A 14,295-nucleotide genomic window follows, 5' to 3' on the forward strand; every position below is an offset into this window, starting at 1 on the left:
GGAGCTCAGCCGCCACCCCGGTGACATCGCGCGGTTCCGCGAATATCGCCGGGGGATCGTGGAACAGCAGTACCGGGGCTTCCATGACGGGGTGGCGATCGAGGATCTGATCTTCGGCCACGCCCGCCGGATCGACGACCTCCTGCGCCTGATCTGGGCCCAGTTCGGCCTCGCCGCCGACCCGAACCTGTGTCTGGTGGCGGTCGGCGGCTACGGCCGGGGCGAACTGCATCCGGCCTCCGACATCGACATCCAGATCCTGGTGACGGGCGAACACGACGCCACGCGCTCCGAACGCATCGGCGAGTTCGTCACCTTCCTCTGGGACATCGGCATCGAGGTCGGCCACAGCGTACGCAGCATCGAGGACTGCACCCGCGAGGCCCGCGACGACATCACGGTGGTTACCAACCTGATCGAGTCGCGCTATGTGAGCGGCAGCCTGGCCCTTTTCAACGACTTTCGCGCCACGATCGAGGCCGATCGCGTATGGGATTCACGCAGCTTCTATGCCGCCAAGCTGGCGGAGCAGCAGGCCCGCCATCGTCGCTTCGGCGAAACCGCCTATCGTCTGGAACCCAACGTCAAGGAAGGCCCCGGCGGACTGCGCGACATCCAGATGATCGGCTGGGTGACCAAGCGCCACTTCGGCGCGGAACGGATCGAGGAGCTGGTCTCGCTCGGCTTTCTGCGCGAGGGCGAGTTCCAGGAAATGGTGGAGGGGCAGAACTTCCTGTGGCGGGTGCGCTTTGCCCTGCACATGCTCACCGGCCGGCGCGAGGACCGCCTGCTGTTCGACCTGCAGCGTCAGCTCGCCAGCACCTTCGGCTTCGTCGACCAGAACCACAACCGGGCGGTCGAGCAGTTCATGCAGCGCTACTTCCGCACGATCAACGACCTGGAGCGCCTGAACGAACTGCTGCTGCAGCATTTCAACGAGGCGATCCTGGATGACCCGGAGCAGCTCCAGCAGCCCGAACGCATCCATCCCCGCTTTCAGGTCCGCGGCGGCTATCTGGAAGTCGCCCACGACCAGGTCTTCATGATCTACCCGCCGGCCCTGCTGGAAGTCTTCCGTATCCTCCAGCAGCACCCGGAGATCCAGGGCATCCGCGCCTCCACGGTGCGCCTGATCCGCGCCCACCGGCACCTGATTGACGGCCACTTCCGCCGCAACCGCCTCAACCGCGAGCTGTTCATGGCGATCCTGCGCGCCCCGCGCGGCATCACCAGCCAGCTGCGGCGCATGAACCGCTACGGCGTGCTGGGCAACTACCTGCCCGCCTTCGGCCGCATCATCGGGCGCATGCAGTACGACCTGTTCCACGTCTACACGGTCGACGAACACACCCTGCACGTGGTGCGCAATGCGCGCCGTCTCGCCCTGCCCGAATTCGCCCATGAACACCCGCTGGCCAGCGAGATCCACGCCGGCCTGGAACGCCCCGAACGCCTGGTGCTGGCCGCGCTGTTCCACGACATCGCCAAGGGCCGCGGCGGCGATCACTCGGAGCTGGGCGCACAGGACGCACTGCACTTCTGCCAGCAGCACGGGCTGTCGGACGCGGACGCCGCGCTGGTCGCCTGGCTGGTGCGTTCGCACCTTCTGATGTCCCTGACCGCCCAGCGCCGCGACATCTCCGACCCCGACGTGGTGATGGAATTCGCCCGCGAGGTACGCTCGCCGGAGCGCCTCGACTTCCTCTATCTGCTGACCATCGCCGACATCCGCGGAACCAACCCGGAGATGTGGAACAGCTGGAAGGACTCCCTGCTGCAGACGCTGTACCACGCCACCCGCAACGTCCTCGACCGCGGGCTCGACCGGCCGCCGGACATGGAGGAACAGATCCGCCAGACCCGCCGCGAGACCCTGGAACTGCTGGCGCCGCAGGGCATTGGCGGGGAAGATGCCGCCGTGCTGTGGGGCCGCCTGGACGACGAATACTTCCTGCGCCATTCGCCCGACGAGATCGCCTGGCACACCCAGGCCCTGCTGAACAACGACCTCGAGGACCTGCCCCTGGTGCTGGTCCGCCCGCGCACCTCGCGCGGCAGCACCGAGGTCTTCGTCTATGCCGAGGATCACCCGCGCCTGTTCGCGCGGACCACCGCCGCCCTCGCCCAGCTCGGTCTGGACATCGTCGACGCCCGCATCATCAGTACCGCCGACGGTCACAGCCTGGACACCTTTCTGGTGCTGGAGAACGCCGGCCAGACCGTCGAATCCGGCTACCGCACCCAGGAAATCTGCGCGACCCTCAACCGGGCGCTGCGCGATGGCGCCGTCGGCGCGGCCCCGGTGCAGCGCCAGCTCCCGCGGCGGCTGAAGCATTTCGACGTCGACACCCGGGTGGAATTCGAGGAAGGTTCGCCGGGCGGTGCCACGCGCATGCGCATCCGCGCGCTGGACCGCCCCGGCCTGCTGTCCACCGTCGGCCATGTGCTGGCCGAGCACGACACCGACATCCGCACCGCGCGCATCGCCACCGCCGGGGAACAGGTCGAGGACAGCTTCACCCTCACCGGCAGCGACCGCCGGCCGCTCACCGCAGCCGAACGCGAACGCCTGCGCGCGGCCCTGCTGGAAGCTATCCGGGAGTCGGAGCCCCCGAGTTCGAATGCGGGCCCGAATGGGAGTCCGAATGCAGCGGACGCGGGACCGGCATGACCCCCGCCTCCGCGGCGCCCGGCTCGCCCGCCTCGCCCAGCAGGCGCGACTCGAAATCCGTCAGCACACTGAATTCCACCCGCCTTGATGCCTCGCGATCCTCGCGTCCGCGCTCATCCAGCACTCGGCGCGAGGATGACATCCCGACCGCCGCGACGCGCTCGCGGAACCAGTCCTCGCCGCGCACGCGCTCCAGACCCCAGGCGTATTCCAGCACCGAACGCGTGCGCCGCTGACTCAGGTCCATGTTGGCGAAATAGGCCTCGCGCGCGTCCTCCGCCCCGGCCCATTCGCTGGACGTATGGCCCTCGATGCGCACCTCGCGGATGACCCCGGCGAACGGCCGCAGGCGCTCGGCATAGCGCGGCATGAAATCCTCCAGGATGGCCTCGAAGCGCGGCCGTATCGCCGCGGAACTCTGCTCGAACAGCACCTCCGGCTCGCGGAAGCTGAGCGTCAGATCCTCGCGGTCCAGCTCCGCGTTCCAGCGCTCCAGATCCTCCTCGAATTCGTCCAGCAACGCGGCGTGGATCGCATCGCGCAGCGCCAGCGCCTCGCTGCGGGTTTCCTCGTGGGCCGCCTGCGAGCGCTCCACCTGCACCATGTGCAGCACCGCAATAAACAGGAAGATCATCATCAGCGCGGCCATCAGGTCGGCCACCGCCAGCCATTGCGAACCCTGCTCGGAAGGCGTTTCCCCCGCAGCCCGCGCCCGCCGCGCAAACAGCCGCCGCAGGATCACGAGCGCCCCCCGGCAGCCGCCATGCTGCGCCCTTCGGTCGCGGACCAGCGCGCCTGCGCGGCCTGTCCCGCCTCAATCGCGTTCTCCAGGCTCTCCAGCATGCCCTCCAGACGCGCGTCCATCGCCGGGAAGGCCTCGGTCGCACGATCCCGCAGCGCCGCGATGGATCCCAGCAGGGCCTCCAGCTCCACCGTCTCGCGGCGCAGGCTGGACAGCGTCGCATCCTGATCCTCCACGTGCCGCGTGATGCGGAAGGCCTGATCGGTCAGCTTCTCCAGACTGGCGCCGGAGTGCTCCATGCCCTCGCGCGCCTGATCGAACGCCCGCCGCAGTTCCTCCATCTGGTCGCGGTACTGCCCCTGCCATTCCAGCAGGCGACCCACCGAGGCATCCAGGCGGCGAAAATTCTCGCCGAACTGTTCGCCCAGGCGCGTGTTGAAGTCACGGATTACCTGCTCCAGCGCCGCCACCAGATGGCCGCTGCTCATCTCGCTCATGCGCTCCGCCAGCCCGTCCAGTGCCTCCAGGGTCTCGCGATGCTGGCGCTGCTGACGTTCCTCCAGGCCGCGGTCCATGGCCTCCAGGCGCTGTGCCACCGCCTGCATCGCATCGCGCTGTTCGCGCAACAGATCCGGCACCAGGGCCGGCTCCTGCGGCAACCCGTTGCCACCCGCGGCGCCCGCGCCCCCGGCCGCGTCCGGATCATCCGCGGCGGCGGGCTCGGGCCGCAGCACCTGCAGCAGGCGCAACAGGGCCGCCAGCGCAATGCCAACGATGCTGGTAACGAACGCCAGCTTCAGCCCTTCCAGCAGCGCCGGCACCGAGGCCTCGACCCGCGCCGCATCGAAGTCCAGCAACCCGATCGCCACCCCGAGGAAGGTCCCGAGGATCCCCAGCGTGGTCAGCAGTGCCGGGGCCGCCGCCTGCAGCCGCGTCATCCGCCCCAGTACCATGCCCGCCAACGCCAGACCGGCGAGGACCAGCAGGCCGAGGGAAAACGCGCCGATCACGGTCATCGGCGTCAGTGCCTCCAGCGCCCCCAGCAGGGCGCTCGCCAGTCCGTTCAACCACTGTGTCATGCTTGCTCCTGTCCGGGTGTCGGCGCCCGGGAAACGCCCGCGGCGCCATGGCCATGCCCACTCCCCGGATCCGCAAGCAAGATCAGGGCCACCGGACACAGGCCCCGCGCGCACGGGCGCCGCCCGACAAACGTCGACCTTCCGACACCGTCGGGCGCGCCACGCTGCTCCACTCACGCCCGTACCGTCAACAACCCGTCACGCCGCCGGGCGCCACTCGCCTGCGGGCGGCAAAGCGCCGCCAGAAACGCTACCCTGAGGGACTGATTTGCCCGGGAGGCCCCGATGCCAGGCCGCACCAACCTGCCCCTGATCCTGACCCTGGTCCTGCTCCTCGGGACCATGGCCGCGGCACTCCCCGCCGCCGCGCAGACGGCGGAGGGCCCCGCGGCGGATGCCGACCCCGTGACCCTGGGCATCCTTCCGTTCGCCAGCCCCAAAACCCTGTTTCAGCGCTATGCACCGTTGCGGGACTGGCTGGCGCAGACCCTCGACCGCGAAGTGCGCATCGAGACCGCACGCAATTTCGAAATCTTCCTCGGGCGAACCGATGCGGGCCGCTACGATCTGGTGCTCACCGGGTCCCATCTGGCCCGGCGCGCCCGCACGCACGGCGACTACCGTCCGCTGGTCGCGGCCACCCACCGCCTCTCCGCGCGGATCGTGACGCCGATCGATTCCCCGATCGACTCGGTACAGGACCTGGCCGGGCAAACCATCGCCGCCCCGCCGCGTCTGAGCATGGGCACCGTGGCCGTGCGTTATCTCCTGGATCTTCCACTGGCGGACAATCCGCCCGAGTACATCTATTATTCCCATCACGAGACCGCCCTGGACGCGCTGCAGCGCGGCCTTGCGGATGCTGCGATCATGGTGGTGGATGACGAGGCGGGTTCCGCACGTCCTGAAACGCGTGACCCGGACCGGGAACGCCTGATCTCCCTGCGGGACGGCCAACTGGTGCGCATGCTGATGCGCACGCCGCGCTTCCCGGGCGCGGTCATCCTGGCGCGCGAGGACCGCCTGCCTTCCACCGTTGACCTGGCCGGACAGCTGACCGCCCTGAGCGACACGCCGGAAGGGCGCGAGCGCCTGAACCGCATGGGCCACCGGGGCTTTGCAAGGTTCGACACGGACGCCATCCCGGACATAATGCCGCTGCCGGATCCGGGCTTTGTCCTTCCGGACAGCGGCGAACCGGCCGCGACGGACCGCTGAACCCGCCACCACTCGAACCACAACGGGGGAACACCATGGACAGCATGCTCGACGACACCGGAAAACTGGTCCTGCGCCTCGCGCTGGGCGTCATGATCCTGCTGCACGGAGTCGACAAGATCCTCGGCGGAATCAGCGGTATTGAGTCCATGGTGGTGGGCGCGGGCTTGCCCGCGTTCGTCGCCTGGGGCGTCTACATCGGTGAAGTCCTGGCCCCGATCCTGGTGATCCTGGGACTGTATGCGCGCATCGGCGCGGTGCTGATCGCGATCAACATGGTGTTCGCCATCGCCCTCGCCCATGCCCACGAACTGACCGACCTGACCGCCCACGGCGGCTGGGTCCTGGAACTGCAGGGCATGTTCCTGTTTGCCGCGGCGGCACTGGCACTCACCGGCCCGGGCCATTACTCCGTCAACCGGAGCTGACTCCCTTGGCCACCGCCCTTCTCTCCACCTGCAACCGGCCCCGGACCCGCGCCTGACCCCATGCGCCTGAACTTCGCCGCGCAGGTCGCGATCGGCACGGTCGCCATCCAGGCCGTGATGGTCATCGTGCTGATGGCCAGCGGAACCTCGCTCATCCGCGACAACCAGGCCGAGGTGCTGGAACGCTTCGCCGACCAGCAGGGCCGTCTGCTGAGTTCGGCCGTCGGGCCCGGTCTGGCCTACGCCGACCCCGGCATGCTGCAGGAGCTGCTGGACGACCTGGAGCAGGACACAACCCTGCGCTACGCGGTGGTCGAAGACGCGGACGGCCGACGCATGGCCGAGGTGGGTTCGGTGCCCGCCAGCCTTCCCGAACACGACGGCCTGCACCAGCAACCCGGAACCCTGGAGATGGGCATCCCGGTGGATCTGGCCGGGCAGCACCTCGGGACGATCCACGTCGAGTACTCCACCGATGACATCGACGCCCTCGCCACCGACCTGCTGCACCGCAACATCGCCCTGGCCCTGGGCGTGCTGGCCCTGTCCATGGCCGCGGGGACCCTCTTCGCGCTGATCGTGACCCGCCGGCTGCGGCTGCTCAACCTGGGCGGCCAGGCCCTGCAACGCGGCAATCTCGAATATCGCCTGAAGGTCACCTCCAGCGACGAATTCGGCGATCTCGCCCGCACGTTCAACAACGTCGCCGAACACCTGGAGACCACCCAGAGCGAGATCGAGCAGCAGAATACCCGTCTCAACCGCTCCGTTGCGCGCCTGGAATCCATGCTGGGCGGAGCCGACGCCCTCCTGTGGGAGGCCAATCCGCAGACCGGCCACTGGGAGTTCATCGCCGGCGACACCCGCCATCTCCTGGGATATCCGGTCGAGCGCCTCGCGCGCCCGGGGCTGCGCGTGCGGCGCATCCATCCCGAAGACCTGTCGCGGGTCAAGGATACCTCCCGGGATCCTTCCGAAAAGCCCCGCCTGGTGGACTACCGCTTCCGCCACCGCGACGGCTACTGGATGTGGCTGCGCGACATCCAGTCGTGGGCTGCCGACGACCAGGGGCGCCCGGTGCTGCGCGGCCTGACCCTCAACATCACCGCCCACCGCCAGGCGGCGGATGCCCTGCACGAGAGCGAGTCGCGCTACGAGGAGGTCGTCAACAACATCTCGGAAGTAATCTTCCGCACCGACGCCGAGGGCCGCTGGACCCTGCTCAACCCGGCCTGGGAGAAGCTGACCGGCTTCAGCGTGGACGAGAGCCTCGGCCGCAGCCTGTGCGAATTCGTCGCCACCGAGGACCGTGCCGAGGCCGACCAGGTCTGCCACACCCTGATGCAGGGCGAACAGGACCGTGATTTTGCCGAAGAGATCCGCCTGCGCACCCGGGAAGGCGATGCCCGCTGGGTCAGCGTATTCGCCAGCACCCGGCGCGATGAACGCGGCCGCGTGATCGCCCTGTTCGGCACCATCATGGACATCAGTGACCGCAAGCGGGCGGAAGAAGAAGTGCGCCGCCTCGCCTTCTTCGACAACCTCACCCACCTGCCGAACCGCACGCTGCTGCACGACCGTCTGCGTCAGTCGCTGGCCCATGCACACCGAACCGGCCTGCACGGCGCGGCGCTGTTCCTCGACCTCGACAACTTCAAGGACATCAACGACACCCTCGGCCACGCGGTGGGCGACGAACTGCTGCAGCAGGTCGCCGCGCGCCTGCGCTCCACCACCCGCGAGGCCGACACGCTGGCACGCCTGGGTGGCGACGAATTCGTCCTCGTGCTCAACGACCTCAACGCCGACCAGGATCGCGCTGCCACCCAGGCCGAGGCGGTGGGACGCAAGCTGATCGAGCTGATGCGCGAGCCGTTCCCGATCGGCGGCCAGGACCGCCACGTGAGCCCCAGCATCGGCGCGACCCTGTTCAGCGGCGACCACCTCGGCGTGCAGGAAGTGCTCAAGCAGGCGGACCTGGCGATGTACCGGGCCAAGAACGCCGGGCGCAACACCGTGCGCTTCTACGACCCCGAGCTGCACCGCGCGGTGGAAGCCCGCTTCCAGCTCGAGACCGAGCTCCGGGAAGCCCTGCGCCGGGACGAGTTCGAGGTCCACTGCCAGCTGCAGGTCAACAGCGACGACCGCCCGGTGGGGGCCGAACTCCTGCTGCGCTGGGCGCACCCGGAACGCGGCTGGGTCTCGCCCGGCGAGTTCATCCCGGTCGCGGAGCAGACCGGGCTGATCGTGCCCATCGGCCAGCGCGTGCTGGAGGAGGCCTGCCGGCGCCTGGCGCAGTGGAAACACGACCCCGCCCTGCGCGACCTGACCCTGTCGGTGAACGTGAGCGCGCGCCAGTTCCGCCACGGTACGTTCGTCGCCGAACTCGCCGGCCTGCTGGAGGCCACCGGGGCGCCGGGCCCCCGGCTGAAGCTCGAGATCACCGAGAGCATGCTGCTGGAAGACATCGATCACGCGATCGACAACATGCAGCAGCTGCGCGAGCTGGGCATCGGCTTCGCCCTGGACGACTTCGGCACCGGCTACTCGTCGCTGGCCTATCTCAAGCAACTGCCGCTATCCCAGCTCAAGATCGACCAGTCCTTCGTGCGCGACGTCCTCGACGATCCCAATGACGCCGCCATCGCCGAGATGGTGGTCAACCTCGCCCACACCCTCCGCCTGGACGTGATCGCCGAAGGCGTGGAGACCGAAGACCAGCGCGCGTTCCTGATGCACCTGGGCTGCTGGCACTTCCAGGGCTTTCTGTACGGCCGTCCCGCAACCATCGAAACCGTCGAGGCCCTCGCCGGCACCGGCGAGCCGCTGGCCCCGGCCTCCGGCGAAAACGATTCGTAAAAACCGAATATTCGATCGCCAAAATGGCGATTTTCATTCGGCTGGTCAGGATCTAACCTTGGGGAAATATCCCGCAAGAAAGGACCCGCCATGACCACCCGAGTACTCGTGCTGTACTACTCCACCTGGGGCCACATCGAGCAGATGGCCGAAGCCGAGGCGCGGGGCGCCCGCGGCGTCGCCGACACCGAGGTCACCATCAAGCGCGTGCCCGAACTGATGCCCGAGGATGTCGCCCGCAACGCCGGCGCCCGGCTCGACCAGCCGGCCCCCGTGGCCCGTCCCGAGGAGCTGGCCGACTACGACGCCATCATCATCGGCACACCCACGCGCTACGGCCGCATGGCCGCACAGATGGCGAACTTCCTGGATCAGACCGGCTCGCTGTGGTTCAACGACCGCCTGGTGGGCAAGATCGGCAGCGTGTTCAGCTCCACCGCCAGCCAGCACGGCGGCCAGGAGACCACCCTGATCTCCACCATCGTGAACCTGATGCACTTCGGCATGACCATCGTCGGCCTGCCGTACACCGAAAAGCGCCTGCTGGAAATGGGCCAGATCAGCGGCGGCACCCCCTACGGCGCCACCACCCTGGCCGACGGCGACGGCAGCCGCCAGCCCACCGAGGCCGAACTCGGCATGGCCGAATCCCAGGGCCGCCACGTCGCCGAAGTCGCCCGCACCCAGAAGCTGGGCCAGGCCGCCGGCTGACAACACCCCTGGCCCAAATCGCCCGGAGGGCCGGCCTCCTGCCGGGCAGGGTGCGACCCGTAGGAGGCCAGCCCCCTGGCCGATCGGGCCCCGACAACCCACCGCGCCAAATCGGCCGGAGGGCCGGCCTCCTACACCACCCGGCTGTATTTCACTGGCGCGGCCTCCGGCCGGTCCAGCCAGGCATCGAAGGCCATGGCCACGTTGCGCAGCAGCATGCGCCCGCGTGGCAGCACGTCGAGCTCGCGCTCGCCCACGCGCACCAGTTCGTCCCGTTCCATCTCGTCCAGCCGTTCCAGCTCCGCACCAAAATACTCACGGAAATCGATGCCGTGGCGGGCCTCCACCCGGCCGAAATCCAGATGCGAATGACACATGATGTCGGTGATCACCTCGCGCCGCAGGCGGTCGTCATCCGACAGCACGATGCCCCGGAACACCGGCAGGCGCCCGGCATCCAGGCGCGCGTAATAGCGATCCAGCTCGCGCACGTTCTGACTGTAGGTATCGCCGATACGCCCGATCGCGGTCGGCCCCATCGCCACCAGGTCGCAGTCGGCACGCGTGGAGTAGCCCTGGAAATTGCGCTGCAGCGTGCCGGCGCGCTGGGCGCGGGCCAGCTCGTCGTCCGGCAGCGCGAAATGATCCATGCCGATGTACACATAACCGGCATCGGTCAGCATGCCGATGGTCGTCTCCAGGATCGCCAGCTTCTCCGCCGCCGAGGGCAGCTCGTCCTCGTTGATCTGGCGCTGCACCTTGAAGCGCTCCGGCAGATGCGCGTAGTTGTAGATCGCCAGCCGCTCCGGCCGCAGCTCGAGGGTTTGCTCCAGGGTCCGCCGCGTGGTCTCCACCGTCTGCTTCGGCAGCCCGTAGATCAGGTCCACGTTGGTCGAGCCGAAGCCGCAGGCCCGCGCCTGTTCGATCGCCCCGGCCGTTACCTCGAACGGCTGGATGCGGTTGACCGCCTGCTGCACATCGGGGTCGAAGTCCTGCACGCCGAGGCTGATGCGGTTGAAGCCGCGCTCGGCCAGCAGCGGCAGCGTGCCCTCGCGCAGCGCCCTCGGGTCGATCTCGATGGAGAACTCGCGCTCCGGCCCGTCCGAGAGGTTGAAGTTGCGACCCAGCGAATCCATCACCCGATCCAGATCGGCATCGCTCAGGTAGGTGGGCGTGCCACCACCGAAATGCAGCTGTTCCACCGGACGCTCCGGGCGGAACAGCCGCCCCTGCAGCGCGATCTCCTGATCCAGATAGTCCAGATAGCTGCGCGCCCGCTCGTAATTGCCGGTCACCACCTTGTTGCAGGCGCAGTAGAAACACACCGTGTCGCAGAACGGCACGTGCACATACAGCGACAGCGGCCGCGTGACGCCGTCGGCCTGCGAACGCTCGGCCTGCACCGCATAGGTGGTGTCGTCGAACCCCTCGTGGAACTGCGGCGCGGTGGGATAGGACGTGTAGCGCGGGCCACTGACGTCGTAGCGTTGCAGCATCTCGCGGTCGAAGATCAGGCTCTGTTCCATCGGGGGCTCCTGTGGGCGGACCGTCCCATGATACCCCCGGCCCGCACCCCGGGGCTTGAGGCAGGTCACCCGACCCGCCTTATGCTAGCCTCTGCGCGCACATCCGGCCCGGCCCCGAGAAACCATGTCACCCGACGAATACTGCGAAGAAAAGGCCGCAAAGAGCGGCTCCTCGTTCTACTACGCCTTCCGTTTCCTCGAAGACGACCGCCGTCGCGCGATCACCGCGCTGTACGCCTTCTGCCGCGAGGTGGACGACGTGGTCGACGAGACCAGCGAGGAGGCCGTGGCCCGCGCCAAGCTGGACTGGTGGCGCGGCGAGATCGGACGGCTGTACGACGGCGACCCGCAGCACCCCATCACCCGCGCGCTGCAGCCGCATCTGGCCCCGTTCGATCTGGGCCGCGAGTACTTCGACGAGATCATCGACGGCATGCAGATGGATCTCGACTACGACAGCTACCCCGATTTCACCACACTGTCGCTGTACTGCTACCGCGTGGCCAGCGTGGTCGGCATCCTTTCCGCGCACATCTTCGGGTTCACCGAGCGCGGCACGCTCAAGTACGCCCACGATCTCGGCATGGCCCTGCAGCTGACCAACATCCTGCGTGACGTGCACGAGGACGCGATGCGCGGGCGGGTGTACATCCCGATGGACGAACTGCAGAAACACGGCGTGCGCCCGGAGGAGTTCCAGCGCAACCTCACCGACGACCGCCACCGCGCGCTGTTCGCGGAGCAGGCCGAACGCGCCCGGCGCTACTACGACAAGGCCGAGGCCGAACTGCCGGCAGCGGACCGCTACGCCCAGCGCCCGGGCCTGATCATGGCCGCGATCTACCGCCGCCTGCTGGACGAAATCGCCGATGACGGCTACCGCGTGCTGGAGCACCGGGTTCACCTGACCCCGCTGCGCAAGCTGTGGATCGCCTGGCGCACCTACCGCCGCCTGCGCCGCGAACGCCGGCGCAGCTGAGCCCGCGTGTCCGTCGCGTCCGACGCCCGGCCGGTGGCGGTGGTCGGGGCCGGCTGGGCCGGCCTCACCGCCGCGCTCGCGCTGGCGCGCGCCGGCCACCCGGTCCACCTGCTGGACAGCGCACCGGTGGCCGGCGGCCGCGCCCGCAGCCTGACCCTGGACGAGACCACACTGGACAACGGCCAGCACATCCTGGTGGGCGCCTGCGAAGCGGCGCTGGCACAGATCCGCTCGGTCGGCGTCGACCCGGAGCAGGCCTTCCACGCCCTGCCCTTCGGCCTCGAACTGCGCGCCGCCGACGGCACCGAGGCCCTGCGCCTGAACCCGGCCTCGCCGCGCCTGCCGGCGCTGGGCCGCGCGCTGTACGCCGCCCTGAAAACCGAACCCCTGCGCGTACGGCTGCGCGCCACCCTGGGTGCGGTCGGCCTGCTGCACGGCCCGCTGCATCAGGACCGACCGGTGCGCCCCTGGCTGCAGTACCACCACCAGCCGCCCGCGCTGATCGAGCGCCTGTGGGAGCCGCTGTGCCTGGCGATCATGAACACCCCGCTGCGCAGCGCGTCGGCGCGGGTCTTCCGCGAGGTCCTGCGAGAGGCCCTGACCCACGGCGCGGAGGCGGCTCGTCTGCTGCTGCCGGCGCGACCGCTGGGGGCAATCTATCCGGAACCGGCACTGGCCGAACTGCGGGAACGCGGTGCAACCGTAGACCTCGGACGGCGCATCCGGCGCATCGAACTGCCCGAAGCCCCCGGGTCGGGGGCTTCGCCGGTCATGCTGGAGGATCGCGGTGGCCGGCGCAGCGAGGCACGCGCCGTGATCCTGGCCACCGCTCCGGCCGCCGCCGCCGGGCTGCTCCCCGAAGCCGCCGACCCGGGCGACCTGCGCGAGCGCATCCGCGGCATGGGCGGGCGCAGCATCTGCACCGTGTACCTGCGCTACCCGCGTGCGGTGGAGGAACTGCCGCCCCTGCTGGGACTGCTGGGGCAGTACGGCCAGTGGGCCGTGCCGCGCCGCGTCAGCGGGCATCCGGAGTGGGTGGCCGTGGTCACCTCGGCCGCCGACGACGCCGCACCCATGGATGCCGACACCCGCTGCGCGACGGTGGCCGCGGAACTGGCCCGCTGCGTGCCCGGGCTGGACACCCCGGTCGCGCAGCACGCGGTCTGCGAACGCCGCGCGACCTTTGATGCCTGCACCGGCATCGACACCCGCCGTCCCGAACCGCGCACTGCGTGCCGGGATCTGCTGCTCGCCGGGGATTATCTGGTCCCCGGACTCCCTTCCACCCTCGAAGCCGCGGTGCGCTCCGGTTTAGAATCGGCGCATCTGCTCATGGAGGACCTCTCTTGACCGACACCCCGCTCGACATCCCGAAGCTGATCGACTATCGGCCCGAACCCGGCGCCTTTGCCGACCGCGTGATCCTGGTGACCGGCGCGGCCGACGGCATCGGGCGCCAGATCGCCGAGGCCTGCGCCGCCGCCGGTGCCGTGGTGGTCCTGCTGGACAAGGACATCAAGGGCCTGGAGCGCGTGTACGATGCCATCGAGGCCGCCGGGCACCCGCAGCCGGCGATCTACCCGCTCAACCACGAGGGGGCCACGGTCAAGGATTACGGCGAGATGGCCGAGAGCATCCGCGACTCGCTCGGCCGGCTCGACGGCGTGGTCCTCAATGCCGGGTGGGCCGGCACCCTCACCCCGCTGAAGCAGTACGACCCGGAACTGTGGTTCAAGGTCGTCAACGCCAACCTGAACGGGCCGTTCTTCCTGGTGCAGGCCGTCATTCCGCTGCTGGAAGCCAGCCCGACCGGCAGTCTGGTGATCTCTACCCAGGACGCCAGCCGCGCCTACTGGGGCGCCTTCGGCATGGCCAAGGCGGCGCAGGAAAGCCTGCTGGAGATCCTGCACCGGGAACACCGTCACGAAGGCGGCTTCATCCACGTCAACGGCGTGGACACCGGCCCGGTGCGCACCCGCTTCCGCCGCGCGCACTACCCCGGCGAAGACCCGGCCAACCTGCCGGCACCGGAGGACACCGTGGGGCCGTATCTCTACTTCCTCGACCCCGGCGACCCGGCCG

At 69.1% G+C, this 14,295-nt stretch carries 11 protein-coding genes; 8 read left to right on the forward strand and 3 right to left on the reverse strand.

What is annotated here, in order from left to right; genetic code table 11:
- On the forward strand, positions 1-2,671 hold a 2,671-nt coding region (gene glnD, locus B1A74_RS13305; RefSeq protein ID WP_143592265.1), incomplete at its 5' end, for a [protein-PII] uridylyltransferase.
- Here glnD and B1A74_RS13310 read toward each other — a convergent pair.
- Both B1A74_RS13310 and B1A74_RS13315 read right to left on the reverse strand, forming a co-directional pair.
- Positions 2,592-3,413 (reverse strand): OmpA family protein, encoded by an 822-nt coding sequence (locus tag B1A74_RS13310; RefSeq protein WP_018947792.1) that lies wholly within the window; start codon positions 3,411-3,413, stop codon positions 2,592-2,594. The genes glnD and B1A74_RS13310 overlap by 80 nt on opposite strands.
- A complete protein-coding gene (locus tag B1A74_RS13315) occupies positions 3,410-4,492 on the reverse strand; it encodes a hypothetical protein (RefSeq protein ID WP_077244910.1) in 1,083 nt (360 codons plus the stop codon). Before B1A74_RS13315 ends, B1A74_RS13310 begins: the two co-directional genes overlap by 4 nt.
- 285 nt (positions 4,493-4,777) lie before the next feature.
- On the opposite strand from B1A74_RS13315, the gene B1A74_RS13320 reads away from it, so the two are divergent.
- From B1A74_RS13320 to wrbA, 4 genes are all read left to right on the forward strand, one after another.
- The gene (locus tag B1A74_RS13320) at positions 4,778-5,710 is read left to right on the forward strand and encodes a phosphate/phosphite/phosphonate ABC transporter substrate-binding protein (RefSeq protein WP_077244911.1); all 933 of its coding nucleotides are present in this window, start codon (positions 4,778-4,780) and stop codon (positions 5,708-5,710) included.
- Positions 5,711-5,745: 35 nt separating this feature from the next.
- Positions 5,746-6,138 (forward strand): DoxX family protein, encoded by a 393-nt coding sequence (locus B1A74_RS13325; RefSeq protein ID WP_018947789.1) that lies wholly within the window; start codon positions 5,746-5,748, stop codon positions 6,136-6,138.
- 60 nt (positions 6,139-6,198) lie between these two features.
- Positions 6,199-8,997 carry an EAL domain-containing protein gene (locus B1A74_RS13330; RefSeq protein ID WP_018947788.1) on the forward strand — a complete coding sequence of 933 codons (2,799 nt, stop codon included), beginning with the start codon at positions 6,199-6,201 and terminating at the stop codon, positions 8,995-8,997.
- Between the two features lie 90 nt (positions 8,998-9,087).
- Positions 9,088-9,708: an NAD(P)H:quinone oxidoreductase gene (wrbA, locus tag B1A74_RS13335; RefSeq protein WP_018947787.1), complete on the forward strand. Its 621-nt coding sequence runs from the start codon at positions 9,088-9,090 to the stop codon at positions 9,706-9,708.
- A gap of 131 nt (positions 9,709-9,839) precedes the next feature.
- On the opposite strand, the gene hemN is transcribed toward wrbA, so the two are convergent.
- Positions 9,840-11,234 (reverse strand): oxygen-independent coproporphyrinogen III oxidase, encoded by a 1,395-nt coding sequence (hemN, locus tag B1A74_RS13340; protein WP_018947924.1) that lies wholly within the window; start codon positions 11,232-11,234, stop codon positions 9,840-9,842.
- Positions 11,235-11,358: 124 nt separating this feature from the next.
- Between hemN and hpnD the strand changes: the two genes are divergently transcribed.
- From hpnD to B1A74_RS13355, 3 genes are all read left to right on the forward strand, one after another.
- Positions 11,359-12,213, forward strand: a complete 855-nt coding sequence (hpnD, locus tag B1A74_RS13345) for a presqualene diphosphate synthase HpnD (protein ID WP_018947925.1) — start codon at positions 11,359-11,361, stop codon at positions 12,211-12,213.
- A gap of 6 nt (positions 12,214-12,219) precedes the next feature.
- Positions 12,220-13,563 (forward strand): hydroxysqualene dehydroxylase HpnE, encoded by a 1,344-nt coding sequence (gene hpnE / locus B1A74_RS13350; protein WP_077244912.1) that lies wholly within the window; start codon positions 12,220-12,222, stop codon positions 13,561-13,563.
- Positions 13,560-14,295 (forward strand): SDR family NAD(P)-dependent oxidoreductase (locus tag B1A74_RS13355; RefSeq protein WP_077244913.1); only part of this gene is annotated, 736 nt, incomplete at its 3' end. The genes hpnE and B1A74_RS13355, both read left to right, overlap by 4 nt.

The sequence above is a fragment of the Thioalkalivibrio halophilus genome, assembly GCF_001995255.1.
GTDB classification, from domain to species: domain Bacteria; phylum Pseudomonadota; class Gammaproteobacteria; order Ectothiorhodospirales; family Ectothiorhodospiraceae; genus Thioalkalivibrio; species Thioalkalivibrio halophilus.